This is a genomic window from Croceicoccus mobilis (assembly GCF_001661965.1).
Taxonomy (GTDB): domain Bacteria; phylum Pseudomonadota; class Alphaproteobacteria; order Sphingomonadales; family Sphingomonadaceae; genus Croceicoccus; species Croceicoccus mobilis.
In genome coordinates, this window is sequence record NZ_LYWZ01000022.1 from 783,933 (window position 1) to 809,550 (window position 25,618).

General features: G+C 60.5%; 22 protein-coding genes and 1 tRNA gene. 4 read left to right on the plus strand and 19 right to left on the minus strand.

Annotated features, from left to right (window positions below; all coding sequences use genetic code 11):
* Positions 1-6: 6 nt before the first annotated feature.
* From A9D13_RS11345 to A9D13_RS11360, 4 genes are all read right to left on the minus strand, one after another.
* Positions 7-495, minus strand: coding sequence for a DUF2141 domain-containing protein (locus A9D13_RS11345; RefSeq protein ID WP_308420362.1), 489 nt, complete (start codon positions 493-495; stop codon positions 7-9).
* Positions 496-1,263, minus strand: coding sequence for a sterol desaturase family protein (locus tag A9D13_RS11350; RefSeq protein WP_342341740.1), 768 nt, complete (start codon positions 1,261-1,263; stop codon positions 496-498).
* A 104-nt stretch (positions 1,264-1,367) separates the two neighbouring features.
* The gene (locus tag A9D13_RS11355; protein ID WP_066773573.1) at positions 1,368-1,877 is read right to left on the minus strand and encodes an MmcB family DNA repair protein; all 510 of its coding nucleotides are present in this window, start codon (positions 1,875-1,877) and stop codon (positions 1,368-1,370) included.
* Positions 1,878-1,947: 70 nt separating this feature from the next.
* Positions 1,948-2,337, minus strand: a complete 390-nt coding sequence (locus A9D13_RS11360; RefSeq protein WP_066773574.1) for a hypothetical protein — start codon at positions 2,335-2,337, stop codon at positions 1,948-1,950.
* A 320-nt stretch (positions 2,338-2,657) separates the two neighbouring features.
* Between A9D13_RS11360 and A9D13_RS11365 the strand changes: the two genes are divergently transcribed.
* Positions 2,658-4,268 carry a M10 family metallopeptidase gene (locus A9D13_RS11365; protein ID WP_172808151.1) on the plus strand — a complete coding sequence of 537 codons (1,611 nt, stop codon included), beginning with the start codon at positions 2,658-2,660 and terminating at the stop codon, positions 4,266-4,268.
* 76 nt (positions 4,269-4,344) lie between these two features.
* On the opposite strand, the gene A9D13_RS11370 is transcribed toward A9D13_RS11365, so the two are convergent.
* The 3 genes from A9D13_RS11370 to A9D13_RS11380 are packed head-to-tail and all read right to left on the minus strand — an operon-like array spanning position 4,345 to position 8,869.
* Entirely contained in the window at positions 4,345-5,643 is a 1,299-nt protein-coding gene (locus tag A9D13_RS11370; protein WP_066773576.1) for an HlyD family type I secretion periplasmic adaptor subunit, read from the minus strand.
* Positions 5,640-7,421, minus strand: coding sequence for a type I secretion system permease/ATPase (locus A9D13_RS11375; RefSeq protein ID WP_066773578.1), 1,782 nt, complete (start codon positions 7,419-7,421; stop codon positions 5,640-5,642). The genes A9D13_RS11370 and A9D13_RS11375 overlap by 4 nt, the downstream gene beginning before the upstream one ends.
* Positions 7,418-8,869, minus strand: coding sequence for a TolC family protein (locus tag A9D13_RS11380; RefSeq protein ID WP_172808152.1), 1,452 nt, complete (start codon positions 8,867-8,869; stop codon positions 7,418-7,420). Before A9D13_RS11380 ends, A9D13_RS11375 begins: the two co-directional genes overlap by 4 nt.
* 177 nt (positions 8,870-9,046) lie before the next feature.
* On the opposite strand from A9D13_RS11380, the gene A9D13_RS11385 reads away from it, so the two are divergent.
* Positions 9,047-9,123, plus strand: a tRNA-Arg gene (locus A9D13_RS11385).
* A 148-nt stretch (positions 9,124-9,271) separates the two neighbouring features.
* On the opposite strand, the gene A9D13_RS21115 is transcribed toward A9D13_RS11385, so the two are convergent.
* The 7 genes from A9D13_RS21115 to traA form a co-directional block, all read right to left on the minus strand.
* On the minus strand, positions 9,272-9,901 hold the full coding sequence (locus tag A9D13_RS21115; RefSeq protein WP_082922300.1) for a DUF2061 domain-containing protein: 630 nt from the start codon (positions 9,899-9,901) through the stop codon (positions 9,272-9,274).
* A 185-nt stretch (positions 9,902-10,086) separates the two neighbouring features.
* A complete protein-coding gene (locus tag A9D13_RS11395; RefSeq protein ID WP_066773581.1) occupies positions 10,087-10,287 on the minus strand; it encodes a hypothetical protein in 201 nt (66 codons plus the stop codon).
* A gap of 68 nt (positions 10,288-10,355) precedes the next feature.
* Entirely contained in the window at positions 10,356-10,610 is a 255-nt protein-coding gene (locus A9D13_RS11400) for a hypothetical protein (RefSeq protein ID WP_066773584.1), read from the minus strand.
* Positions 10,611-10,875: 265 nt separating this feature from the next.
* A complete protein-coding gene (nhaA, locus tag A9D13_RS11405) occupies positions 10,876-12,150 on the minus strand; it encodes a Na+/H+ antiporter NhaA (RefSeq protein WP_216635499.1) in 1,275 nt (424 codons plus the stop codon).
* 92 nt (positions 12,151-12,242) lie between these two features.
* On the minus strand, positions 12,243-12,479 hold the full coding sequence (locus A9D13_RS11410) for a hypothetical protein (RefSeq protein WP_066773588.1): 237 nt from the start codon (positions 12,477-12,479) through the stop codon (positions 12,243-12,245).
* A gap of 543 nt (positions 12,480-13,022) precedes the next feature.
* Positions 13,023-13,802, minus strand: a complete 780-nt coding sequence (locus A9D13_RS11415) for a DUF6118 family protein (protein ID WP_066773590.1) — start codon at positions 13,800-13,802, stop codon at positions 13,023-13,025.
* Between the two features lie 10 nt (positions 13,803-13,812).
* Positions 13,813-16,698, minus strand: a complete 2,886-nt coding sequence (gene traA / locus A9D13_RS11420) for a Ti-type conjugative transfer relaxase TraA (protein WP_066773592.1) — start codon at positions 16,696-16,698, stop codon at positions 13,813-13,815.
* Positions 16,699-16,871: 173 nt separating this feature from the next.
* Between traA and A9D13_RS11425 the strand changes: the two genes are divergently transcribed.
* Both A9D13_RS11425 and A9D13_RS11430 read left to right on the plus strand, forming a co-directional pair.
* Complete coding sequence (locus A9D13_RS11425; RefSeq protein WP_066773594.1) at positions 16,872-17,177, plus strand: conjugal transfer protein TraD; 306 nt, start codon at positions 16,872-16,874, stop codon at positions 17,175-17,177.
* Positions 17,178-17,199: 22 nt separating this feature from the next.
* Positions 17,200-17,433, plus strand: coding sequence for a conjugal transfer protein TraD (locus A9D13_RS11430; RefSeq protein ID WP_066774085.1), 234 nt, complete (start codon positions 17,200-17,202; stop codon positions 17,431-17,433).
* Between the two features lie 28 nt (positions 17,434-17,461).
* On the opposite strand, the gene A9D13_RS11435 is transcribed toward A9D13_RS11430, so the two are convergent.
* The 5 genes from A9D13_RS11435 to A9D13_RS11460 all read right to left on the minus strand — a co-directional run bounded on the left by A9D13_RS11435 (position 17,462) and on the right by A9D13_RS11460 (position 25,241).
* The gene (locus A9D13_RS11435; RefSeq protein WP_066773596.1) at positions 17,462-19,636 is read right to left on the minus strand and encodes a DEAD/DEAH box helicase; all 2,175 of its coding nucleotides are present in this window, start codon (positions 19,634-19,636) and stop codon (positions 17,462-17,464) included.
* A complete protein-coding gene (locus tag A9D13_RS11440; RefSeq protein ID WP_066773598.1) occupies positions 19,633-20,937 on the minus strand; it encodes an ATP-binding protein in 1,305 nt (434 codons plus the stop codon). The genes A9D13_RS11435 and A9D13_RS11440 overlap by 4 nt, the downstream gene beginning before the upstream one ends.
* Before the next feature lie 3 nt (positions 20,938-20,940).
* On the minus strand, positions 20,941-23,469 hold the full coding sequence (locus A9D13_RS11445) for a tellurite resistance TerB family protein (protein ID WP_082922301.1): 2,529 nt from the start codon (positions 23,467-23,469) through the stop codon (positions 20,941-20,943).
* Between the two features lie 62 nt (positions 23,470-23,531).
* Positions 23,532-24,449: a nucleotidyl transferase AbiEii/AbiGii toxin family protein gene (locus A9D13_RS11455; protein ID WP_066773603.1), complete on the minus strand. Its 918-nt coding sequence runs from the start codon at positions 24,447-24,449 to the stop codon at positions 23,532-23,534.
* A gap of 3 nt (positions 24,450-24,452) precedes the next feature.
* On the minus strand, positions 24,453-25,241 hold the full coding sequence (locus A9D13_RS11460; RefSeq protein WP_082922302.1) for a type IV toxin-antitoxin system AbiEi family antitoxin: 789 nt from the start codon (positions 25,239-25,241) through the stop codon (positions 24,453-24,455).
* Positions 25,242-25,618: the final 377 nt, after the last annotated feature.

Sequence of the window (25,618 nt, forward strand, 5' to 3'; positions counted from 1 at the left end):
ACTCTCTTACAGCATGTAGCGCATGCGGATCGACTGGCTGGTATCCGGCTGGTCCGCGGTAAAGGCGGCATCCTTGAAGGCCGGCGGCCCCATGCGCAAGCGCGCGTTGCGCGAAAAGCCGAAACCCTCGCGCGGGATCATCAGCGCCTTGTCGATCTTGCCATTGCCGTTTTCGTCATGAAGCAGTGCGATCGCGTATTGGCCGGCGGGCACGCCCCTGAATTCGAAATGCCCCGCATGATCGGCAGGGATGACCAGCGCGCGGCCATTGCCTTTCTCGCAATCGGGAAAGGACGTGCGGGTGGGGGCGAGGCAGGCGAGGATCTGGCCTTTGCGCGACCTCAGATCCGTGACGCTGACCGAGATGTCGACCAGCCTCGCTGTGCTTGCGGCTACAGGGCCTGCGGTCGCGGTGGACGTGGCATCGTCGGCAGGTGCGGGCGCTGCCAGCGCAGCAAGGCTCAATACGGCGGCCATTCGAATCACGTGCTTCATTTAGCTGCGCCCCCCCAGCGCGTCCCAACCCTCGGCCGCGAGACCATTGTCCGTACCGCAAAGCCGATCCCAGAAGCGAAAATATAGTCCGTAATTACAGCGATATCGTTCATGGTGAAGCTGGTGATGGCTGGCGGTGATCAACCAGCCCCCGATCCGCGAACGCACCAGCGCGCGCGGAAAGATTTCCCAGCCCATGTGATTGGTCACGCCCATCACCGTCATGATCGTAAGCACTAGCGCCAGCATGCCGACGTGGATCGGCACGAAAAACACCAGCGCCGGGATCACGATGGCGCCGGTCAGCGCCTCTACCGGATGGAAGGCCATCGCGGCCCATGCGGTGGGCGGGCGGCTGGCGTGGTGGACGGCATGCGCCAGCCTGAACACGCGCGGGCGGTGCATCCAGCGGTGGGTCCAGTAAAACCAGCTGTCATGTGCGAAGAGATAGAGCAGGAGCGAAACCGGCAGATACCACAGCGGATAGGCGCCGATGTCGTCATAGATGCGGGTCCAGCCATGCTGCTGCCAGCCCCATGCGACGATACCTGCGGGAATGCCGTAAATGGCGGCGGAAGCCAGCGACCAGATGATCTCGGTACGGATCTGCGGGGTGAGCCCGCGATAGAGGCCGGGGCGGGCCGAGCGCGTCGCCAGGGCAAAGCCACCGCTAGCGAGCAGGTAGCGGACCGCGACAATGGCGACCATCACCAGCGCGGAAATCCCGGCGGCGACCAGTCCGGTGGGGGAGACAGGTGGCAGACCCATGGCCCGCTCATAAGCGCAAAGCGGATCTGATCATAGGGGAGGGCGCGTGATTTGCCCTCGGTATTTCCGGGATTCGGGGCGCTTCGGCGCGTCAGCTCAGCGCATCAGGCGAATTCGCCTGCGCCCCATTGCGAACAGGCGCTGTCGATTTCCACCTGGCGGCGACGCATGGCGGCGCGGGCAAGCCGTTCGACCTGCGCCTTGCGCCGGGCGGGGGCGAGTTTCTGCAAAGGCGCGGGGCGCAGGATTTCCGCGTCATAGCCATCGGCCACGATCAGCCCGCAGCGATCGGGCATGAAACCCTCCGTCTCCATGCAGGCGCGATCAAGTTCGGGCGAGAGGCCCCAGAAGAACCGGTCGCAGAATTCGAGGTAGTCGGGCCATTTGGCATCGCCTAGCAGATCCGCCTTCGCGACCTTGATCTCGACGATGACGATCTGCCCCTTGGCATCGATCCCCATCAGATCGGCTCGGCGCCCGCCGGGCAGCGGCATTTCGGGAATGCACCAGATGTCGTTGCGCGCGAACAGCCGGCAGATCCCGCGCGCGACATCGCTGGCGACAGGAGATGCCGGAGACACGGGCGCGAGCGGGGCAAGGGACGAATCAGCCATGCCTCGATGGTAGTGAACAGAAAGAGAACGGGCAAGCGCCCGCCCACTTCACAGGCTCAGCCTGTGGGTATCAGTGGATGCGGCCGACCAACCGGTCGCGCTCACGCTCGAACCGCTTGAGCAGGGCGCGTGCCGCGATCTTGCCGTCGGCGCCATGTTCGCGGGCCTGCAGCACGGCGAAGAGCCCGTTTTCCAGCATCGCGCACAGGTCGCCCAAAGTCTCCTCCATCGCCTTGTGGCCAGAGGCCGGCATGGTGGTGGGATAGAGTGCGGCATGGCGCTCGGTGCCCGGAACGCTGGCGCCTGTAAGCGCGGCCAGCGCGCCCGCAGCCTTGTGCATTGCGGCCCAGCGCGGGGCGAGCATGTCGCCAATTTGCTGCTCGCCGCCATCCGTGGCAACGGGTGCATGGGCTGCTTCGTCATAGGCGAAGTCGTGCGAGAAGTCGGGCATGGCGTTCATGCGAATCTGGATGCCAGCGAAACCGTTTATTTCCTCTTAAACCCACCCCCGCGCCAATCGGGAGTGTCTCGCAATGGGACAGGCTTTCGCTCGCGGAATAGTTCGAATTCGTAACTTTCGTAACCTTTTGAAGGCGTTGGCTGATCGCGAAAGGTGGTTAACACCAGTGTCAGCATTAAATATTTTGTTAGTCCATACAGGCACTTGCGCGTAGCCACCTGACCTGTAGTCTCCCTTCCCATCAGGGCCGCACACGAGGGAGAGGGCGAAAGCCTTCCCACGCCTTGCGTATGGCTCGGGACGCACGCGTGGAGGATATCTTGGCTAAGAAGACAATGGAAATATACGGCGATCCGCTGGGTCACGATCATGGCGCGGAAATCGCGGCACAGATCGGCATCGGTGACGCCGTCAGCGATGCTGCGGGTGAGGATGACCCGCTTGATTTCAACCTCGACAATTATGCCGGTCTGGGTCTCACCTATCGCGGCAAGCCGATCTACGACCTTGATGGCGTGGTCGACCAGATCGACACCGGTCGTGCGCAGAAGGTGACTGCCAATGGCGTGATCACCTACACTTTCCTCAAGGAAGATCACGACCTCATCGGTATCTACAACAACCCGAACTACGGCTTTTCGGCGGGTTACGGCGTCTCGGCCTTTTCTGCTGAGCAGATGGAGGCGGCGCGCGCCTCGATCGACCTGTGGGACGATCTGCTCGACGTGACTTTCGTCGAGAAGAACGGCCTTGGCGCCGACATCCAGTTCGCCAATAGCTGGGACCCGGCGCAGGCCTACGCCTATTACCCGAGCGAGCAGGGTGGCTATAAATACCTGGGCGACGTTTTCGTGGCGGACCCCAAGACCTATTACGCCGATGACGGCAGCGTGCTGTTTCGCGGCAATTATTCGAACGGCGATCTCAGCCTTGGCGGCTATGGCGCGACGACCATCGTGCATGAGCTGGGCCATTCGCTCGGCCTGTCGCATCCGGGTAACTACAATTACGATCCCGACCTGCCGCTCAGCTATGAAAATTACGCCGAATATGCGCAGGATTCCGAGCAGTACACGATCATGTCGTACTGGGATGCGGCGCAGACCGGCGCCCGCATCGTTAACTGGGGCACGTTCTTCTTCAACAACCCGCAGACGCCGCTGATGCACGACATCTATGTCGCACAGGAGAAATACGGCGCCGATCCGACCACCCGCACCGACGACACGACCTATGGCTTCAACGCAACCGCGGGCAAGGACGTGTTCGACTTCTCAGTCAACGAACACCCCTATCTGTCGATCTATGATGCTGGCGGTATCGATACGCTCGACTTCTCGGGCTTCGAGGCTGGCTCGGTGATCAACCTCAATGACGGGGAATTCTCCTCGGCGGGGCAGGGCAACATCACCACCGCCGACACGGCAGAGGCGCTGCAGTCGCTCAATGACGCGGTCGAGGAAGCCTATGGCTTCGTCGATTTCTACGATCCCATTCCGCAGGCGACCATCGATGCCGTGATGGGCAGCTATATGCAGCGCAACATGGTCGACATCTATTACGACTGGGGCCACGCAGGCGTTTACGCCACGCAGTACGAGAATATCTCGATCGCCTATGGCACCGAGATCGAGAATGCCATCGGCACCGAATATCGCGACCTCATCGTCGCCAACGAACTCGACAACGTGCTGACCGGCAATGGCGGCGCTGACGTGTTCATCTTCCAGGACGGCGGCAATGACACGATCACCGATTTCGTTTCGGGCGACGACCTGATCGACCTGTCGGCGCTGGCGACGGCGGACACCACGCTGAACCTTGGCGAAGGCTTCCTTGAGGCCGACTTCGATGGTGACGGCAATGTCGACCTGACCATCACTTTCGACAATGGCGAGCAGCTCGTTGCCGCCGATGTCTATCTCGGCTGAGGGACTGCAGCCTTAAAAACGAAGGGCCGCCGGAGCGATCCGGCGGCCCTTTTGTTTTGCGCCTCGGCTTGGCGGTCTATTCGGTAAAGGCCCGCTGTTTCAGCCGGGTGAATGGCCGCAGGATGTAGCTCAATACCGACCGCTTTTCCCCGATCAAAGCGACTTCCGCCGTCATGCCGGGCCCAATGCGCAGCTGCGTGCCATTGTCCTCGGTGATCGCCTCGGCGCTGGTGCGGACCTCGACATCATAGAAGGATTCGCCCGTGCGCTCGTCGATCTGGGCATCGGGGCTGATCGTCACGACTTCGCCGTCCAGCCCGCCATAGACGGTGGGGTCATAGGCGGTGATGTTGACCTTCGCCTTCTGGCCCAGCGCGATCCAGCCGATATCCTTGGTCCGGATCTTCGCCTCGACCAGCAATACCTCGTCGGACGGCACGATCTCGACAATGGGCTCCCCCGGAGCGACAGACCCGCCGACGGTGGATTTCAGCACGCGATTGACCCGGCCCGAAAGCGGAGCGCGCAAGGTCGTGCGATCCAGCCTGCCCTGAAGCGCGGGCTGCTGCTGGCGCTTGGCGGCAAGCTCACCGCGGGCATTGGCCAGTTCCGCCGCTGCGCGTGAACGCCAGTCCTGCACCTGTTGCGAGAGGCTGGCGCGGGCTTCGGACACCGCAGCCTGTGCGCGGGTCACCCCGGCGCTGGCAGCAGACAGGTCAGACTGCGCCACGGCGGCGCGGCTTTCGGCCTGGATCAATGACAGGCGCGGCTCGATACCCTTTTCGACCAGCGGGCGGATCAGGTTCAATTCGTCTTGCGCGGCGCGGGCGTTTTCGCGGCGGGCGCTCTCAGCGGCCTGCGCCTCGGCCACGCTGCGTTCGGCCTGCGATACGCGGGCGCGGGCGGCATTGGTAAGGCTCGACAAATCCGACTGGCGGCTGGCGTAGAGCGAGCGTTCGATGGCGACCTGCTCCATCAGCGCGTCCGACCCCTCGGTCGGGAAATTGGGCGCGCGGCCCTGAACCTCGGCCTCAAGCCGGGCGATCTTGGCATCGAGCGCTGCCGTGCTGGCCTGCGCGGCGGACAGGGTGCTGCCGGTCTCCGTCGGGTCGAGCGCGACGAGCGCATCGCCTTCCTTCACCACTTCGCCGGGCTGGACGAGGATCTTTTCGATGATCCCGCCTTCAAGGTTCGACACCACCTGCAATTGCGATGACGGCACCACGCGCCCTTGCCCGCGCACGGCCACGTCAAGCTGCGCGAACGCGGCCCACAGCAGAAACACGGCGACAAAGCCGCACACGGCATAAAGCAGCCAGTTCGCAGCCTTGGCCGGGGGCAGTTCGGCCATGCGATCTTCCAGAAGAGCGGTCATGACTTCCCTCCCGCCTGCAGCGCGGCCGTGGTGATATTGCCGTCCTGCGCCGCCGCCGGTCCGCGCAGCCGCGCGATCACCGCGTCGCGCTTGCCATCGGCAATGATCTTGCCACGGTCGACGACGATCACGCGGTCGACCAGCCGCAGAAACGGGGTGCGATGGGTGATGACGACCATGGTCTTGTCCGCGATCTCCGCCTCCAGCCGGTCGAGCAATTGCGCCTCGCCCTGCGTGTCCATGGCAGATGTCGGTTCATCCAGCAGCAGCACCGGCGGCGATCCGGCCAGGGCGCGGGCCATGGCGATCGACTGGCGCTGCCCGCCCGACAGCCCTTCGCCCCTGTCGGCGAGCAGGCGTTCATAGCCATTGGGGATCGCGGCCATGAATTCATGCGTGCCCGACAGCCGCGCGGCGCGCAGCATTTCATCGTCGTCGATGCCGGGGCGCGACAGCGTGATATTGTCGCGCACCGTCCCCGAAAACAGCACGGTTTCCTGCATCGCGGAACCGATCCGGGCGCGCAAGGCATGCGGTTCGAACTGGCGCACCTCGGTCCCGTCGACCAGCACCGCGCCCTCTTCCGCGGCATAGAGGCCAAGGAGCAGGCGCGCGATGGTCGACTTGCCCGATCCGACGCGCCCGATGATCGCGACCTTTTCACCCGGTTCGATGCGGAAGGATACGCCGTCCAGCGCCTTGGCCCCGCCGGGATAGGTGAAGGACACGTCGCGCAGTTCCAGCTCACCCCGCATCGCGCCGGGGTCGAGGCGGCGCTCGTCATTGTCCTCGCTCTCAGCCTGCATCATGCGGTCGATCTGGGCATAGGCGGTCCGCGTGGCGGCCATGCGCGATAAAAGCTGCGTCAGTTGTGTCAGCGGCGCGACCGCGCGGCCTGCAAGGATGGAGCAGGCGAGCAGCCCGCCCATCGACAGATCGCCCGTCTCGATGCGCGAGACACCGACGATGACCACACCGATATAGCTCATCATCTGGCCTGCCTGCGCCAAAGTGACGGCAAGGTTCGACACCAGCCGCTGCCGCATCGAGACCGACGCATGATCCTGAAGCGCCGCGTCCCAGCGCCGTTCCAGCATGGGTGCGGCACCGCTGGCCTTTACCGTTTCCAGCCCGCCGATCGTTTCCACCAGCACGCTCTGCTTACCAAGCCCGTCCTTCATGGCCTTGGCCGACAGCCGGTCGAGCACTGGCTGCAGCAGCCAGCCTGACAATATGACCAGCGGGATGATGCATATGGGCACCAGCACGACCGGCCCGCCGATCACGAAGATCAGCGCCAGCGTGATCAGCGCAAACGGCACATCGACGATGGAGGCGATGGTCGCGCTGGCAAAGAAATCGCGCAGCGTCTCAAGCTCTCGCATCAATCCGGTCAGCGCGCCGGTCGATCCCTTGCGGTTTTCCAGCCGCAGCGAAAGCAGGCGGCCAAACACGCTGGAACCGATGGACCGATCCACCCGCGCCCCCGCGAAATCGGTAAAATAGCCGCGCAGCAGTTTCAGCACGATGTCGAAGATGATGACGAAACCCATGCCGATCGACAGCGCGATCAGCGATTCGGTCGCATTATTCGGCAGCACCCGGTCATAGACCGTCATGGTGAACAGGCTGGTCGTCAGCGCGAACAGGTTGATGAACAGCGCCGCCAGCGCCACGCGCAGATAGATCGGTCGATTGGCGCGCATCGGCTGCGCCAGCCAGGGCGCAAGCCGCGGTTCGCGGCCGCGGATGTCGAGGTCGTTCGTCGTATCACTCATAAATCGGGGGACCAGTTTCCGTCGGATGCATCGCCGTCATCCGCCATGGCGGGCAACGCCTGTTCAAGGCCGAGCGCGTCGGACAGCCGCCCGGTGCGCGCCAGCAGCGCATAGCGCGCGGCGTCGCGCTCGCTCAGCACCTCGACATAGCGGGCGGCGATGGAGAAAAAGGTGTCCTGAGCGCGCATCACGTCGAACAGGTCCCCGCGCGAGGCGCGGAAGCGTTCGGCCAGCACGTCGCGGGTCTGCCGGCTGGCGATGTAATTTTCCGAAAGGGCGGCAAGCTCTGCGTCCAGCCCCTCCAGATCGGCCCAGGCGACGGCGGCCTTGCGCGCGGCCTCGTCCGAAATGGCCTCGGCCTGCGCGGCGGCGGCGCGGGCCTGCGCGCTCGCTTGACGGGCGCGGGGGATCGTGCCGGTGAAAAAGCTTTGCCGGATGTTGAAGGTGGCGCGGATGTCGTAATCGCCGTGATAGCGATCCTCGGCAATGCCATAGCGGCCGCCCTCGATCCCGCCGTCGAAAGTGGGGTAGCGGTCGCTCTTGGCCGCCTGCGCGTCGCGGCGCGCGGCGCGGGCCTGCGCCTCTGCGGATTGCACGGCAGGGCTGCGGCGGGCGAGATAGGCGGCCATCTCCGCCGTGACCGCCGGCGCTGCCGGTTCGGGCGCGCGCTGCAGGCCGGCAGGCGCGGGAAGGCCGGTCATCTCTTCATACATCGCCTCTGCCGTTGCGGCCTGCCGCGCGTAACGCGCCCGGTTGCTGCGGGCGAGCGCGAGCGAACTTCGCACCCGTGCAATGTCGCCCTCTGCCGCGACGCCCTGCGCAATGCGCGTTTCAAGATCGGTTAGGAAACCCGACTGCTCGGCGATGAAATCATCTGAAAGCGCCAGCAGCGTGCGATAGGCAAAGACGTCGTACCACGCCCCGATGACGGCCAGAGCCACCTGGTCACGCGTGGAATCGAGGTTCGCGGCAGCGGCGCGCAGGCGATTGCCCGCGGCATAGATGCGGAACGTGGTCGCCCCGAAATCGAAAAAGGTCTGCCGGACGGAGAAGCTCGCATCGGTACGATCTCGTGAGAGGGTCTGTTCGTATTGCGTGCCGATTTGGCCGGAAAACTTGCGCGCGATCTGGCGGCGGGCCTGCAGCCCGACCTGCACGTCGGGGACATAGCCCATCCACGCCTCGTCCCGCACCGCATCGGCGGCATCTACCATCGCATCAGCCCCGCGCACCCGCGCATTGCGTGCGACGGCCCCTGCCACGGCAGCGCGGAATTCGCCCCGATGACCGGCGCGATCGGCCAGCGACAACAGCGGATCGCCCGCCTGCTGCGCCATCGGCTCTGCCGCGACGGCAGGCAGAGCAGGCTCGTCCCCTTGCTGAGCATGCGCGGGAACCGACAATGCGACAAGGCTGGCCGTCCCTGCGAGCCCCATAATTCGAAACATGTTGAGCAACCCCATATCCTCAGGCTTCAGGGGTAGCGGGCCATCAGGGTAATCTCAATCGAAACCGGTTGGTCGTATCGTTTCAGGACCGAAAGCGATGCGCGAAAGTTCTGGCGCGCCGCCTGTCCGGCTGCTAAGCGGCCATCCGCCCAGCACGGCCAGATGGCCGATCGGTAAGCACCCGTAGCTCAGCTGGATAGAGCGCTGCCCTCCGAAGGCAGAGGCCACAGGTTCGAATCCTGTCGGGTGCGCCAGTCAACTGCCTCAGTGCGTTGTTTTCAAACAGATTATGGCAGAGTTGTAGAAAGCGTTCCTACGATTGACCCCACACAATGTGCGGGCTTTTCCGGCACTTGCTGGGGCAATCCGGGATGCTCTGCGGCCTGTGGCAGAAAATATCGCCTAGGCTCTTGCCTGCGCTTTTTCGCGACGATGTTCGAGACCGAATGGCAGCCGCACCCAGATCCGTTCGTGAAAAAAGTAAAGCACCAGCTTGGTGAAGACTTCCAGGCCACCAATCGACGCTGCTGTCGCCACGCTTCCGGTGAAGAACCATGCAAGGACAAAAGTGTCGAGAGATGCAATTAGACGCCAAAGGCCAGTCTTGATGGTAGTTCGGCGCATCGTCTCGCGATGTCTGGATTTGCGAAAGACTATGCCCCAGCCGGTGAGCGACCACGCGCGTTCATGCAGAAAATAGAGGATGAACTTCGTCGCAACCTCGGTGATCGCAATATAGCTCGCCGTTTCGAGGGCATCGGCCTGAGCGACTGGCGCGCCAAACATCGGCCCAAGATATGTAATGAGAAGATAGGACAGGATGAGCGTGTCGATTGTGCCAACGACGCGCCAGGAAACTGCCTTGGCAATAGAACGCCAGGGCTTGATGTTCGGCCTCTCCGGTGGATCGAGCTTGGGCGTCTCAGGCCCGAAGAACGGTTTCTGTGGAGGTTCTCTCATTATCGGCAGCGCCGCTCGTGATTGATCGCACGTTGCTGTTGCGAACGGCTCACGTGGCTGATTGGCGGCCATGCTCCGCCAGGGCGTCTTCAAGCCTTGAGTATGAGTATGGTCCAACACGATAGTGGACCGAGGTCACAGCGATGATCCCTTCGGGTAGCGATGGAGGAGATTGCGGTTCAAGGGAACCGCCTTCACTTTCCCATTCACCGGTTCCAGGCTGGTCGGGAGTTGCGACGGTTTGCACGATGCTCATGTCATCCATCCTTGTGGCTGTCGGGGTGCACGTCACGAGGCCAACCCAGGTTTGAAAGGCCATTCGCCTTTCGCCACTCTGCGATCCGTTTCGCACGACCTGCCATCGCCTCGAAGGCTTCCTTGCGTTCTTCAGCCGAGCCCGAACGGTCGGCTCTCATTGCCGCAAGCTGGTGATCGAAAAGAAACTGATTCATCGGCATGGCAAAGAATCCTTACGGGAGGGATTGAGCGAAAGCCGGGGTGTTGATCCCCGGCTCCGCTGTCGGCGTCAGCCCTGCTGGGCGCGCGCCTGTTCCTTCTGGCTCTGGCCGTCGCCCTGCTGGTGCTGCAGGTTTACGGCGCTCTTCTTACCGCCATCGACCTCACTCGTGTCGTAGCTGAAACGCTCATCGACCTTCGGCACCTGGCCCTGCTGCTGCAGGTCTGCCTTCTTGAAGCGGAGCGCGTCGCCGCCCTTTTCAGGGGTGATTGAGCCGGTGCCCGAGCTGCTGTCGTAGCTCTTGATCTTGCCATAATGTGTCATTTGTCATTCCTTCGAACGAGTGTGCAGCGCGCCAGAATTGACCCGGCTGCGACTAAGAGGCGGAACTGAAGGAAAGGGCTTCCGATTGTGAAAGCGGTGACCGTCGATTGCGACTGGTAGCTAAACATTAAATGGAGATCGGAGTCGCTGTTTACAAGGACGAGGCGGGAATTTTTGCTGAGACTTGCCTGGCGACGCAGGAAGGTAGGAAGTTTTCTGCGGCTTGGCCAAAGAATCCGTCAGGACGATGATTGTCGCAAGTGAACTAGATCGTGGCTGGCTTACGTACGACACGCCGCAGCAGCATCAGTAGCCCCGCTATTGCAGCTGCCGCAGAAGCAGCGAATATTCCGGCCTTGGCAGCCGGGATCAGCGTGGGGACAAATGCCAAATCCGCAATGAAGATTGACATAGTAAACCCTATCCCAGTCAGCATCGCACCGGCTGCCAAAAAGCCCCAATCGAGACCGGCGCCAAATTTCGCCAACCGGAGGCGGACTGCTATCCAGCAGAAGAGCAAGACACCGAACGGCTTGCCTATGACTAGTCCAGCGAAAATCGCCAACAATACCGGCTCGTTCAGGGTGATGCCTGAAAATTCGACCCCCGCATTGGCCAAGGCGAAAACGGGCATGATCGCAAACCCTACCCAGGGGAGAAGCATGATTTCGAGCCGTTCCAGCGGTGAAAGCGCTTCTTCGATCGCTCGTCCCGCTGTCTGTAGGTCGCTACGTTCCGTTGTGTTCCCGCTCCAATGCTCGCCCCTCGGGTGATCCGTTGCCTTGCCGAGAAGCGTCCTCATGCGCTCGTCCCCCACCCACGCGCGGGCAGGCGTCATCAATCCGAGAATAACACCGGCAATTGTGGCATGGAGACCAGAAGCGTCGAAGCTCAGCCATACGGCGAAACCGACAATGAAGAACATCGGAATGCTCCTGATGCCGATCCTGGCCATGAAATAGACGATGCTCAGGCAGCCAACAGCAAGAGCCAGCGCGCCAAGATCAACTGTGTCGCCATAGGCGATGGCAACCACCATGATCGCCCCGACATCGTCGAAGACCGCCAGGGATACCAGGAAAATTCGAAGGCTGGCCGGAATGGCCTTCCCAAATAGCGCCAGCGCTCCGATCACAAATGCTGTGTCGGTTGCCATGACGGTTCCCCATCCGGTAACTCCCGGCTGCCCATCCAATATGCTTATGTAAATCACGACGGGCACCAGCATCCCGCCTAGCGCTGCGAAAAATGGCAATGCAGCGGCCCGCGGATTGCGGAGCTCGCCCAGAACCAGTTCTCGCTTGAGCTCTAGGGCGATGACAAAGAAGAATAGGGTCATCAACCCATCATTGATCCAGTGAAGCAAGGAGCGGGTGACATCAAGTTGACCCCATCGGAGACCAATCGGTGTTTCCCAAAGATCCAGGTACTGCGTTGACCACGGCGAATTAGCGAGAGCGAGGGCGATGATGGTAACGCAGAGCAGCAGTCCGCCTGCGGCCGCCTCGATCTTCAGAAAACGGGCGAAAGGCCCTGTCACCCGGTCGGCAATCTCTCGCGGAAAACTCCCCGGATGATCATTGTCGTCAGCGATGACCTGGTTCCTTACGCATCCCGACTGGTATTACCCAGTCAGCGTGTTTGCGCCCTCGCAATGTCCTGCTCGATAGCGCGGACAAACATTTCGCCATACTGCTCAGTGGAACTGTAGTTATGCTCGTACTCTCCGAGTGTATGGCACGGACCAAACGCTTTCTTGAGGCGCGAAAGGACTTCCGGAGAGTCCTCCGCAAGATGCCGGATTAGTGCTTGCAGAATACGGGCGTGTGCAAGCACCCTGCGCTCAAGCTCGGTTTCTTGTGCTTCCATTGCAGTTTCCTTTTTTCCGTCTTGGAAAGCACTCGCCGAGTTTTCACTGCGAGAACCACCAGAATATTGCGCCGAGGAATATGACTGGAAAGAGCCCCGCCAAATAGCTGGGTCCGTCGCTACGCCGAGCGTTCAAAGCGACACCTCGCGCCGCATGAGCATGCCAACGTGCTTTCGAACGCTCGCCGCGCTCGAATATGCGTTTGCATTTACAAAGAATAGTTGCGGTACTGCGCGCCCCGGACATTTGTTTGAACTGGCGGGCGGTTCGGCACAGGCAACGCTAGTGTTATACGTCATATTCCTATTCCCACAAAACCCGCACGTCGAGATTGACTGCGGAGCGACTAGGAGGCGGAACTGAAGGAAAGGGCTTCCGGTCATGGAAGCGGTGACCGTCGATTGCGACTGGTAGCTGAGTTATAGATGGCTACGGCAGGCCACGACTACAAGCGCATTATAGAGATATTTGCGCGAATTGAGTCGAATTACCCTATCGGATCGCTAGCCATCAGACTGAGCATGTATGTGCTAAGGCTAGACTTACGGATGTTTTGTGAAAACATCGATTGAACATCTGACCGCGCGTTCCGCCTTCCGGGCCCGCTCACGGCAACGATCCAAGGCTTCGCGGTTTGCGCTGAGGATGCTCTGCACCGCAGCCAATTCTTCCCACGCCTCGGGATTCTGTGACCGGATCAACCGAATGCCCGCCTCCACGATGGTCGGCTCACCAACAGCCTTACGCGCCATCCGTTCAGGCCAGTGCCAGCTTTCGGGCATGGCGCGGGCGATGGTGCCGGGAAGGATCGACCAAAGCAGGATACCGGCAACCAGCCCGACGCCTGCAAAGCGCCAGGTCTGACGCTTCTGCTCGGCCTCGGTGCGGACACGCCCGACAATTGCAGCGAGCCGACCAGTTGCGATGTCCAGATCTTTGCGACCCTGCCGGAACAGGTCGCTGCTGTCGCGCAGCATGTCGAGCGAGGCGCGCTTAATCTGAACCGCGATGTCTTCCGGCGTCAGCTCGATGGCGGGCTTGTTGCCCATGGCTGTCAGACTGCCGGATATCTGATCCAACTGACCTGCCATCTGGCCTAGCGTAGCCGTGTAGTCCGGGATGACGATGTCGGCTCGCTCCCTGGCCATGTTCTGGACGGTATGGCGCACCATCGCCATTTCGCCTTCGAGGCGGGCGAAGGCTTCCGTTGCCGCGTCGGATTCTTCCGCTGCATCCGGTTCCGGTTTTTGTTCTTGGTGCGGGGCGCTTGGTTCCTCGACTTCGAGGTCCAGTTGCACGTCTTCGATGTGGTAGTCTTTCATGTCGTTTCTCCTAGATGCCCATGTCGAAAGCGCGGGTGCGCTCGCGGGTGAGGGTTGCGGTGAGTTCGTTGGCGATGCTGCGTTCGGGCTTGGGATCGATGCCGAGTTCGCGCGCCTTGCCGCGCAGCAGGCCTTCGACGTGCGGATCGCGTTCAAGCGTTTTTGCCAACTCGTTCTGCTTAGCCGACACGCGGGCTGCACCTGCGCGGTCACCTTGCTGCTCAAGCTGCTTGCGTGTCGTGCTCAAACCCTGCCAGTCGCTGACGAAACGCTCGGATCGCAGCGCCGGATCGGTGCGCACAGCGGCCTCTTGGCTCATGGCGCGCATGGCTTCCTGGCTGCGCCCACCTGCGGCCTCTGCAATCAGCTCAGGCCGCCGATCCAGCGCCTTGGCGAGATCGACAGCGGCATGGGGCCGGATCGCTTCAAGCGCCTGTCCTGCCTTATCCAGCGCATCCTTCTGGTGCGGGAGCACGGGCAAGCCCTGGGCCTGCATCGTTCCGATATCGCCAAGCGCACGGGCGTAGCGTTCGACCGCGCGGCGCTGGTCGTTGTGCGTGTTCGCCTTTGCCGGAAGCGGCTCAAGCTGTCGGGCTTGCGGACGGAAGTTTCCGAAGATGGACTTGGCCCGTTCGGGCACCTGCCGCACCATCTCTATAACCCGCTCGCGGAAGCTGATGCCACGCAGTTCGGCGAAGGCCTGCTCGGGCTTGTAGTCTCCCGCCATGTCCTTCCCGCGCTCGCGGCTCAGCGTGCGGACAAGTTTCGACTGGTCGGCAAAGTCATCGCGGCCATAGTGAAGGGCCAACCCGTCGCGATGCCGTGACATGGCGACATAGGCGGAATGGCTGTCCATACCCGGTGTGGCGAGCACGTGGGCGCGATCCACAGTCATGCCCTGCGCCTTATGGATCGTGGCGGCGTAGCCATGATCGATATGGGCATAATCCTTAGTGTCAAAGATAACTTCGCGGCCATCATCGGTGCGCACGCTCATGCTTTGGCCGCTTGCGTTCTCGACCGTGCCCAGCGTTCCGTTTTTGACGCCAAGCCCGCGCTCGTTGCGCAGGAAAATGATGCGGTCGCCCGAAGCAACTTGCCGGTCGCCGCGTGCCGCCTTGATCGTAGCATCGGCCCCCAGCGCGCCCACTGCACGCATCCTTTCGCGCGCCATCTGGTTCAGCTCGCGCACCTCGTTATTGGTGTGGGTGAGGATGATACGGCTTTCGTCTGGGCTGTTCTGGCGTTCCCGATTCCACCGCTCGATCAGGGCCGTGCGCGCAGCTTCGCGGGTGTCGGCGGCATGGACCATGCCGCGTTCCTCGTAGCTGCGGATTGCCTCGCCCGTGCGACCCGTTGCGAGGTGCCGGGTCGCGTCCTGCTGCCACGCGGAAAGCTGGCGGCGGACCTCGCTGATCTCGACACCGCCGTGGCGTTCGTGGATCGCCCGGAACGCCGCGCCTGCTTCGATAGCCTGAAGCTGCTGCTGGTCGCCGACCAGGACAACTTTTGCCCCGGCTTTGGCGGCATGGGAGAGCACGCGCTCCATCTGGCGTGTGCCGACCATGCCCGCTTCGTCGATCACGAGCACGTCGCGGGACGTGAGCTGCTCGCGTCCCTTTTCCCACTGATGCTCAAGGCTGGCGATAGTGCGCGATGCGATGCCGGAGCCATTCTCCAGCCCCTCGGCGGCAATGCCGGACAGGGCTGCGCCTCGCACGGTTAGGCCTGCGCTTTCCCACGCTTCGCGTGCAACGCCCAGCATGGCGCTCTTGCCGGTCCCGGCGTAGCCAACGACAACCGCAAGACCCTTGCTGTTGGTGACGTGCTCGAAGGCGGATTTCTGCTCGCCGGAGAGAACCAGACCACGTTTCGCGGCGCTGGCGAATGCGGCGTTTCGTTGGACATCACTGACGCTGTTTTTCGTGCGCGCGGCCATCATATCAACAGCACGATGCAGGCGCTGTTCGCTCTCGATCATGGCGCGCGAAGTGAAGCGGTCCTGGCCGCGTCCATCCTTGCCCAGCGCAATCAGTTCGGGCGACGCACGCACGGCATTGTAAACAGCATCGAACTGCTCTTTGCCGTCGCTATGCCGGTGAACGAAGGCCGCAAGATCGCGCTTGGTGAAGGTCGCCTGCTGGTGCGTAATGGCATCCAGTGCCAGCGCCGGATTGGTGATGATGCGCTCGCCGTTGCGCCGGGCAATCGCACAGTGTTCCTCGATCCGCTCGGCTTCCAGTCCTCGCCCGCCAATGCGCGAGGCTGCGGGGCCGATCTTGTCCTGCGGCTCCAGCGCAATGCCCTGCGCCTCCAGGCTGCGATGATCGATCCGCGCGTCGATGTCGCGTTCCGCCAGCGCACGGTTCACATGATCGGCCCAGCGCTCGCGCCATTGTTCGATCAGCGCGGTCTTGTTCCAGTCGCGAACCTTTGCGCCAAAGCCGTCTTTCGTGACCTCGCGCATCGTTAGCATGACATGCGCGTGCGGCTTGGCCTTGCCGTCTTCGCCGATATCCCAATGGACATTGAGATCGGCGATCATGCCTTTCTCGACGAACTCGGCTTTCACGAACTCGCGCGCCAGCTTGATGTTGTCCTTCTTCGACAACTCGCGTGGCAGCGCGAACTCGACTTCGCGGGATAGCTGGGCATCCTTGCGCTTCTCGGCAGCTTCGACCGCGTTCCACAAGTTGGCGCGATCCGTGAAGGCCTCTGGCGCGCCTTTAGGCAGCATCACTTCGGAATGAAGAACGCCTGCCTTGTTGGTGAAATCATGGGTTCTGTCGATGCGCTCATCGTGCAACCGTTCGCCAGCGCGATAGGCCGCAGCCGCAACGGCACTGCGTCCGCTCGACCTTCCGATAACCTTTGCGCTGAAGTGAAAGATTGCCATGTCGGCAATCCAGTTACACTCCAAACGCCACGTCGGCACGACGTATAAGCGCGCCCTCTCATGATAAAATCCTGATCGGGACTAGGCGGTTTCACACTGTCCCGGCGACCTTACTGCATTGGATTACAGGCAAGATTATCATGGCTCCATCACACCAACGATGGAGACAACCCATGCGCAAACCCCGAGATTTTGATTCGGAACTGAAGGCACTTGCCGACAAGGCCAAGCAATTGAAGGAACGCCGCGTGCGCGACCTCGGCGCGCTGGTCATGGCAACCGGAGCCGACACGCTCGATGCCGAAACCCTTGCAGGCGCACTGCTTGATGCTGCTGCCAACTCCGACAAGGCAATCGGGGAGGGCTGGCGCAAGCGCGGCGCGGCATTCTTTCAGGGCAAGTCACGCGACACTTCGAGCGGACCTCGCCAGCAGCCGGAAGGCACTCTCCCGCTCGATGGCGGCGCGGCACCGGCTTGAAGCGGCGAAGGCAAGAACCGACATGCGCGAGTGGCAGGTCAAACGTCGTGAGCGGACTCGGCAACTGATCGAGCTTGGCGGCCTGGTCGCCAAGGCCGATCTGGTCGACCTTACCGACGATGACCGCGCCGCGCTCTACGGCGCTTTCCTCACCGTCGCCGCTAAGCTGCGCGGGCCTGACGGCGCGCAGGCGCTGCTGCTATTCCGGCGCAAGGGAAAGCGGGCGTTCGAGGCGGAGCAATCGAATGATGGATAGCAGCGCGGTCCGAACGGCAATTGGCACGCTAATCGCGTCCTAAAATTGCGTGGGTCAACTCTGCCAATCCGCTAGCATCTAGATGAGCGGACAAAGCATCTTTCTGCAGCAATTCCTCTGTCAGATGCGGATGGAATTTCTCGAACAACAAGTTCGGCGAATGCGCAAATAGGTCCACCTCTTTGCCATCTGCGAGAGCAGAAAGTGCGTCGATCAACTCCGGACTCTCGTCCTTACCGAACACTTCGAGAAACCCGTCGTGTGTCTGCACGGTAAAGCCGCTCGCCCGAAGGGCGAGTGCCAAGGTCGTTGTCCGAACGGAACCCGTTTTCGTCGCTATGACAGCAGCGTTGTCGCTGAGCTGGGCAATCGTTCCGGGGTCAAATAGTAGTTGGCCGTAATTGCTGCGTGCCTCGTCGAGTAGCTCCAGCGCAGTCGCATCAAGGTAGATCGGGCGCTTTTGTCCCTCCAGAACATCGAACATACGCTGGATCACCCGGTCATGGATGTTGCCAGGGTCGCCCCCAAAGATGGGCGGCACTCCGGCTTTCGCCGGTGCAACCAGGATGACACGATCCCGGGCGAGAACTTCCTGCACCAGCCAGCGCCTGCCCGAAAAAATGAGAAGCATTCCCGGCGCGATCATGTTGTCGATGGGAAGTGTCCCAAGCTCCTTACCGCCGGAAATCAGCCGGTATTCCTCGGGTGTCTGAAATACGGCGTAGAAGCTATAGTGCTCGACCAACTTTTCGCCATTGGCACCAAGCAACAGAAGGCCATCGCTGGCTTGCTCAATGAGCGCGACCTCAGGTTGCCCGAGTGCTCGCAAAACATCCAGGAACAACTGGGTATCGACCTGGCGGAATGGTCCGATCTGGCAGAGAATCCCGTAGAGTTGCTGCGCACGTATTCCGCCTCGCTCGGCGATCACTGAGAGGATTTGGTGAACGAGGGTCGAAAGGTGAAGGGCCTCGCGTTGCGGCGGTTCACACCAGCCTTCCAAAAGCAATTCGATCATCGCTATGGCCCGCACCATCCCAAGGCGAAGACGGTCCGAGAAATTGCTCGTCGGCGTAAGCTTCGCCTCGACTGCGTATTGTCGAAGGATGGCTGGCTTGCCCGGTCGCCGCCCTGATCGGCCAAGCCTTTGCCTGAGCGATGCTACGCTGAACGGTGCGCCAATCTGGCCGACACAGGTCACATCGCCAATATCAATTCCCAGTTCCAGCGTGGAAGTGCAGATGGCAGTTGTCGGCGCAGTACCATCTTTCAGGCGACGTTCGACGAAGTCTCGATGCTCGCGCGATAGGCTGGCGTGGTGTGGGTAAAACTCCTGCGGCAGGTGTTCCTTTTCGCAAAGTGCGCGTAACCGATCTGAGTAGATTTCAACTGCCTGACGCGCACCGCCAAAGACAAGATTGTCGCTGCCTCTCAGATTTTCGAATAGATGCTGCGCAATGGCATCCGTCGCCGAAGGGCCTTCATCGTCCTTGTCGCCAGCAACGTAGCCATGGAGCTGGAGCTGCAATTCGGCTGATCCGCCCTCGGCAATGACCTGTTCGACTTCACTTGGGCTGTCAGGACGAAGATAAGCCTTCGCCAGCTCCATATCTCCGAGTGTGGCCGACAAACCAACCCGGCGAATAGGTCTCTTTAGAGCAATTTCGAGGCGCGTGAGAAGCGAACGCATCTGGATGCCGCGCTCACTGTCGAGGACCGAATGCAATTCATCGAGAATGACTGCGCGCGTTGCGCCAAACAGCCTCGGAATCTCCAATCCGCGTCGAATGAATAGCGCTTCAAGAGACTCCGGGGTGATTAGCAACACGCCCCTCGGTCGCTTGGTAGCCTTAGCCTTCACCGATGACGAAACGTCGCCATGCCACGGCGTGATAGGCAAGTCTGTATCGCGACAAATTTCTTCAAGTCGCCGCGCCTGATCGGTGATAAGCGCCTTCAGCGGTGCGACATACAGAACATCAAATCCGGAGTCCTCACAGGGTTCATCGAGCACCTGGGACAGTAGTGGGAGAAATGCGGCTTCAGTCTTACCTCCGGCGGTGCTGGCCGCGACAATCAGGTCACGATTGCCGTCCATAAGCACGTGAGTTGCGCGCGCCTGAATATCGCGCAATTCCTTCCAGCCTTGCTGACGTGTCCATTTCTGGATTGGTCGAGCCAGCTTGTCGAATGCCGCGCTCACAGTCGGAAGCTGGCTAGCTCGTCGCTCTCGGGAACAGCGCCAACGCTCTCATCCACGTCGCTCATGTCGTCACCAGAATCCTCCGCCACGTCGAGTTCTTCGATGAGGTCCGACCATTCGACGCCGGGGTTTTGTTCGAGCACCGCCAGAAGATTCACGAATGCCGTGACCGTGTTCCGGGGGGTTCTGAAATAGGCCTCCCCGATCCTGTCCGAACAGTGTGCCATAAACGCTTCCAAGGCGTTGTCTGGCAGGATTGCTTCATCGCCCTGCATAACGGCGCGAATGTTGGCCAGAAGCACGAACAAATCTTCGGGCGTAAGGCTGGCTAGTCGAATGACCGGCCCGGAGAGATCGACCAGTCCCTCACGCGCAAAGGTGTTCTCTGCGAGGCGAGATTGGAGGGCCTCATAGCTGTAGAGGCCGCGCCTCGTATTCATGAGGAATTCCGGCGTTCCTCCCATGAGGAACCCAAGGTTCTCCGCGCTTCCTTGCAGAACGTCGTTCAGGATGCGCAGGATTTGCTCATAGTTGGCATTGCGGGCTTGCGATGAAGTCAGCTTGTAAAGGTTGACCATCTCGTCAAGGCCAACGAGCAGGCCCTTGTAGCCCGCTTCACAAACAAATGCCGACATCAGTTTGAGGTGATCGTAGACGCTGGCGTCATTGACGATTGTGCGAACACCCAGAGCCTTGCGAGCATCGGTTTTCGTAGCAAATTCGCCGCGCAGCCATCGGATCGCTGCCGATTTCAGCTCTTCATCGCCGGTTTCGTGCCCCTCCCAATACCGGCGGATCACCTGCGCGAAGTCGAAACCTCCGGTCAGTTCCTCGAAATGGGCAAGGCGCTGGCGAATGATGTCATCTGTCGATTGTTCTTGCGCCTCGGCATCGTGCTGGGCCTGGCTGACAAAGCGTTCGACCACATTCGACAATGCACCACCATCTGGCTTGGTCCGGGTGGCAAGATTTCGCGCCATCTCCGCGTAGAGGCCCCGTGCTTGCCCGCCGGTCGCGTGGATGCGTCGATCCGGGGCAAGGTCGGCAAACATGACGACCAGTCCCTTTTCGAGCGCCACAAGCCGGATCAGGTTCATGAAGAAGGTCTTGCCGGAGCCATACTCGCCGATGATGAAACGAATGGCTGAACCGCCATCGGCGATCCGGTCCATGTCCTTGACGAGTTCTTCGATCTCACGCGCTCGTCCGACCTGGATGTGCCGAAGTCCCAATTTGGGAACAACCCCCGCGCGTAGCGCCTGAACAATAGCGTCGCGTTCGCGCGGCTTCAGTCTCGACATGAATTAATCCCCCTTTGCCATCTCGGCTCTCAACGTATCGGCTATGTCCGGCGATACGTCATACCCGTCATATTCATCGAGCAATGCTTCATCGAATTTATCGAAAGCCCACTCATTGACTACCTCAAGCGCGCCAGAGGGCATGAGCCCTTGCTTACCGACGATCTCGTCAAACTCTTCATCGGTCCAGTGTTCGCGCTCGATTATCTGCTCCACAAGCAACGCGTGCTTAGGATCGAGGCCAGCCATTGATGATGGAAGAGCATGTGCTGCGGTGACCTCGTCGCTCACGTCTTCGTCGGTCGAAAAAATCTCGCTCAGAACGCTTGAAACGCGCTCGGTGTCATTTCGAATAGCGGCAATACGCGCTGCATTGAGCGAAGCGGCTTTGGCTTTCGGCTCGTCCGGTATTCTTTCGCCTGGTGCTTCAGCTTCGGCGGCTTTGACCCGAACAGGGCCGTCTGGCACGTCGCCAGCATGGAGGTCGGCGTAAACGAGGCCAGCATCGATCCCCAGAGCCTTGTAGATCTTCTCGATGCAAGCCACTTCTTCAGACTGAATCACGCTGTCAGCGTGCGCTATCGCGACAACTGCCGCGCGCAGGGCTAGATGATGCTCAGCGTCCGCATCTTTCAGCTTGCTGCGCAGCCATGACATGTCTGGCGGAACATCGAGATACCATTCGAGGTTGGCGTGGAGACGCTTTCTTTCAAGCTCAGTCAGGCCGCCAACAGCGTCGATTTTTTCACGGAGTGCTCTGCGTTCGGCTTCAACAATTTTGCTGTCGGCATGTGCGACGAAGGTCGCCAGCGCTAGTTCGAACAATTCGGTTCGATAGGCCGGGGAGACGTCTTCAAGCTGTTCGACCGGCTCGCCGAGTTCGAAGATCACAACAGGTTCGTCGATCTTCGGTCCGCGCAGCGAGAATCTTGGGTCTGGAGCCATACCGAATCCGATACGGGCGAGTGCATCCGCTGCGCCAGTCAGGTTCCGCTTGCCGAGCTTCTCCGGCGTTTCTCCTTCTAGGCGCGAGATCACATCAAGTGCTGGGACCAACCCGCCTGCGGCTACTTGTTCGCGCGCCCAGTCCTTGAGTTCTTCCAACTCTTCTGACGGGAACAGACCCCAAAGCTCAGCAGGTAACAGCGCCTGTGCTTCAATGCTCCCACGGCCATCTGGATTTCGTCCAAGATATCGGCTGAACTTGTCCAGTTCATCCATAGCCTCATCTGCGATCTTCTGCGCCTTCTGCACCGGCGACCGCAAATCAGTAACGTCGGGGATTGCCACATCTCCGCCATCTCCCGCCGTGAGATTGACCGAGCAATTGAACTCGCTGGATGCAGCACGATAGTCCATTTTCAGAAGCTTGCGAGGCGTTCGAACTTTCAAGCCATCAGGATAAAGCGCGTCGAACTTCAATTTGAAAAGTGCCTTGAATTCGTCACCGCAACGCTCGGCTGGAGTGCGAAGGCGTCGCTCTGGGTGGCAATGCAGCCAGAGATGCAGCCATTCGGCATCGAAGGCTTTGCCTTCAGCGATCATGCCGCCGAGCGCGAACTTCAGCGAAAATGGCAAGTCCCAGCTACGGTTCTCAAGGATCGCCTGCTTGAGTGTCGCATCGTCCAAGGAGATGCCGCCCATCGCCATGATACGCGCGATGTCGAGGAACTCACCGAGATACCTTTGGGCGGAGTAGTTATCGGCGAAAAGAACTTTCAGGCGTTCAACCTCTGAAACTATTTCCTGCTTCTCGTCGTCGGGTGGTTGATCGACCAGAAATCTGCGCTCCAGACCATAGAAGAACAGAAACATGTAGCCGGGATTGATCGTCCCATCTTGGCGACCACCAGCCAGCCAGTCGAGATAGGTGGCCCTGCACACGGCAGGAATGCTCGAGTACCCCGGCCAATATGACATGTTATCGCCATTCTTGTCCGACCCGGACCGCGCGACGGATAATGATGGGTCGATATACGCTCGACAACTCTCACCATAGTATGAGGAGCCAATCCGTGGAGGGGTGCCGACGTAAACCATCCCATCGATGGTGCGATCTGCAATGGTGACGGATTGCCCTTTGCGCACCCAACCTTGCGGCCTTGCCAGTGGCTTTTCCTTCGGCTTGTTGGGCTTCGAATGCTGATTTAGAAATTGGTTCGCTTGGCTTTGCCGGGTCTGCTTTTCAGCGGCCCTTCGCTCCGCCGCCGCTTCAAGTTCGGCTCTCGCGTGCTGCCCGACCCGGATAAGCTCGGCATTATTCTGTCGCGGCTGGTATGCTCCGAGTTGGCTCAGTTGTTCGTCTTCTCTCCCCAGCGGGACAGGGCTATTTGCGAGTATCTCTCGCTCTGAGATTTTGGTTGCGCGACGCTTTTCGTACCACCAGATGAAAGCAATAGGCGCGAGGAGTGCGAACAATGCTTCAAGCGCATCGGGTAAACTGTCTAATGCAATTGCCGCGATTATTACGCAAACAAAGAAAGAGACGACGTAAAGCCCGATAATGCGGATGATTTTCCAGACAATCGACATACGCACTGCCTGCCATTTTGCGGATGAGAGGTCACGCTGATTTTCGCCAAGCGCATAATCGGTCAGCCGAGAAGTACTTTCTCCAGAACCTCAATCAGCTCTTTCCGCTTCTCAGACAGCATCTTTTCCAGATTCCGCTGCTTCCACAAGACTGCTGGCAAGTGCCTTGCTTCCGGTGTGCCGAGAAGTTCCCAGTCCGGTTCACCGCGCTTGAAGCCGATCAGGAACTGGCGGTGCGCGTCTGGCATCTCGCCAACCATTGTGGCGACGAGTGCCTCGCGGGTAGCCTCCAGATCGGCAAGCTCGACATTCTCTTGCGTCATGCCGACAAATCCGCGCTCGAATTCCTCGGCCAGTGGCTTGCGGGTCGGAGCGAGCACTTCGGCCATCGGGCGGTTGTGGCTGATGAGGTAGACGAGGAATGCGCGCCGCAGTTCGTCGCTTATACCTTCATTTGCCAGCAGGCCTCGCACGTCGAACAGGTCGCGCGGGTGCTGGCGGTCCAGCGCCGCCATGATCTTCCCCGCATAGAGATCGGCGAAGGAAACGACCGGCATTTCGGCGAAACCGAATGTGTCTTCGACTGTAGGCACTACACTCATGACCACGGGATCGTAGACGGTGCCGCGCAAGACAGGCGTGATCTCGATCTTGATCTGAACGCCTTCGGAGCGGACGATTAGCTTGGTGATGATGTTGTCGCCTGCGGATCGCGATGGGGCAACCGCCGCGCCCGGTATCCCGCCTTCGATCCGCTCCTTGATCCGCACCATCGCCGCGTCGATAGCTGCGAGTGATGAAGCGCGATCCTGGACCGGCAAGTAGGTCAGGTCGATATCCACCGAGAGGCGCGGCAAGTCGCGCACGAAGAGGTTGATCGCCGTGCCACCCTTGAGCGCGAAGCATTGCTCCTGCGCTACGAACGGGATGGTGCGGATCAGGAGGGCAACCTGCTGCCGATAGGCGTCTTGGAAGGCCATTTCTTATTGCCCTCCAAGATCGGCAGGCACCGTGATGTCGTATTGCGGATCGAGCCTGCCCCCCTTCACCAGAACCCGTTTGCCGGAACCCAAATCGATCTTGGCCAGGTCGAGTTTCGGTCGCCACGCATGGCGGTGCCGGTCGGCAAAGAACAGGAACAGCCGCTTCACCTTTATGCTGGAGCAGGTTTCGAGAAGGGTTTGCAGGCGGCGTGGGCTGAGATCGCTCAAACCTTCCATCAAGGCATCGACCTGATGAAAGCTCTCATGCTTGGGCAGTTCATCGAGCAATTCGAGAACGGCGCGTTCCTTGCTCGAATAGCGAACAGGCAATTGCGCGCCAGCGGCACTATACATGGTGGGGCTTGGCAATGGCGGCGTGTCGGCATCCGCCGGAAACAGGCGCAAGCTGTTGTGCCATGCGAATGTCACGTCGAGCGGCAAATCTTCCAGCCAGGTTGGCGGTCGTGTCGGTCCGTAAAGGTGAACCGTCTGGACGTTTGCCGAAAGGTAGTGGGCATAGCCTTGCTGTTCGAGCGCGGTGCGGCCGCCAACGGTCAGTGGAAGGTCAAGCATGGTTTGGAGCGAGATCACGACCTGCTGCCAGGTCATAGGCCCGCGTGAACGGCGATAGACCCGTCGCGCTGGGCTATCCAGCCAGCCGGAACTTACATACTGGCTGCGCAGCGCGGACGAATAGCCATTGGCCTCCAGCCAGGCGGCGTCGACCAGAAGTCCTTCCGGAAGCTCCTGCTGGAGTTGGTTTAGCTTGCTGTCCAAACGCGTAGCCATACTTAGTGTTTTGCCACTTGTGTAAACTTGTGTCTAGTTTGAAATAGCCTGAAAATACTAAGTTGAACTTAGCGTTCTTGAAAAGATTCAAACCGCGTAGCCAAGCTGACTGCGCAAAAGAAGACATGATTCGCGCGCAAAATCCGGCAAAGCTGACGCGCAAATCCGTCGTTATCGTCGCGAATCCGCGCGTGTCAGTCGCAAAATCGCGTCGAACGAAAAAATTCTCAGCATCGAAGGCAAAGAAGCGGCTTGTCCGTAGAGGTCTCGGACCGTCCATATACGGTTCAAGTCATGCGGATCGTTGAAGAATTGCCCGAATTCCAACTCAGACTGATCCTTGAGTTGCGTTGAAAAGTTCTCATTATGTTCCGGTG

What these genes read in the sequence shown, in the direction of transcription:
- A9D13_RS11345 (WP_308420362.1), bottom strand. Translation starts at nt 495, where the DNA reads ATGAAGCACGTGATTCGAATGGCCGCCGTATTGAGCCTTGCTGCGCTG.
- A9D13_RS11350 (WP_342341740.1), bottom strand. Translation starts at nt 1,263, where the DNA reads ATGGGTCTGCCACCTGTCTCCCCCACCGGACTGGTCGCCGCCGGGATT.
- A9D13_RS11355 (WP_066773573.1), bottom strand. Translation starts at nt 1,877, where the DNA reads ATGGCTGATTCGTCCCTTGCCCCGCTCGCGCCCGTGTCTCCGGCATCT.
- A9D13_RS11360 (WP_066773574.1), bottom strand. Translation starts at nt 2,337, where the DNA reads ATGAACGCCATGCCCGACTTCTCGCACGACTTCGCCTATGACGAAGCA.
- A9D13_RS11370 (WP_066773576.1), bottom strand. Translation starts at nt 5,643, where the DNA reads ATGACCGCTCTTCTGGAAGATCGCATGGCCGAACTGCCCCCGGCCAAG.
- A9D13_RS11375 (WP_066773578.1), bottom strand. Translation starts at nt 7,421, where the DNA reads ATGAGTGATACGACGAACGACCTCGACATCCGCGGCCGCGAACCGCGG.
- A9D13_RS11380 (WP_172808152.1), bottom strand. Translation starts at nt 8,869, where the DNA reads ATGTTTCGAATTATGGGGCTCGCAGGGACGGCCAGCCTTGTCGCATTG.
- A9D13_RS21115 (WP_082922300.1), bottom strand. Translation starts at nt 9,901, where the DNA reads ATGGCCGCCAATCAGCCACGTGAGCCGTTCGCAACAGCAACGTGCGAT.
- A9D13_RS11395 (WP_066773581.1), bottom strand. Translation starts at nt 10,287, where the DNA reads ATGCCGATGAATCAGTTTCTTTTCGATCACCAGCTTGCGGCAATGAGA.
- A9D13_RS11400 (WP_066773584.1), bottom strand. Translation starts at nt 10,610, where the DNA reads ATGACACATTATGGCAAGATCAAGAGCTACGACAGCAGCTCGGGCACC.
- A9D13_RS11410 (WP_066773588.1), bottom strand. Translation starts at nt 12,479, where the DNA reads ATGGAAGCACAAGAAACCGAGCTTGAGCGCAGGGTGCTTGCACACGCC.
- A9D13_RS11415 (WP_066773590.1), bottom strand. Translation starts at nt 13,802, where the DNA reads ATGAAAGACTACCACATCGAAGACGTGCAACTGGACCTCGAAGTCGAG.
- traA (WP_066773592.1), bottom strand. Translation starts at nt 16,698, where the DNA reads ATGGCAATCTTTCACTTCAGCGCAAAGGTTATCGGAAGGTCGAGCGGA.
- A9D13_RS11425 (WP_066773594.1), top strand. Translation starts at nt 16,872, where the DNA reads ATGCGCAAACCCCGAGATTTTGATTCGGAACTGAAGGCACTTGCCGAC.
- A9D13_RS11430 (WP_066774085.1), top strand. Translation starts at nt 17,200, where the DNA reads ATGCGCGAGTGGCAGGTCAAACGTCGTGAGCGGACTCGGCAACTGATC.
- A9D13_RS11440 (WP_066773598.1), bottom strand. Translation starts at nt 20,937, where the DNA reads ATGTCGAGACTGAAGCCGCGCGAACGCGACGCTATTGTTCAGGCGCTA.
- A9D13_RS11445 (WP_082922301.1), bottom strand. Translation starts at nt 23,469, where the DNA reads ATGTCGATTGTCTGGAAAATCATCCGCATTATCGGGCTTTACGTCGTC.
- A9D13_RS11455 (WP_066773603.1), bottom strand. Translation starts at nt 24,449, where the DNA reads ATGGCCTTCCAAGACGCCTATCGGCAGCAGGTTGCCCTCCTGATCCGC.
- A9D13_RS11460 (WP_082922302.1), bottom strand. Translation starts at nt 25,241, where the DNA reads ATGGCTACGCGTTTGGACAGCAAGCTAAACCAACTCCAGCAGGAGCTT.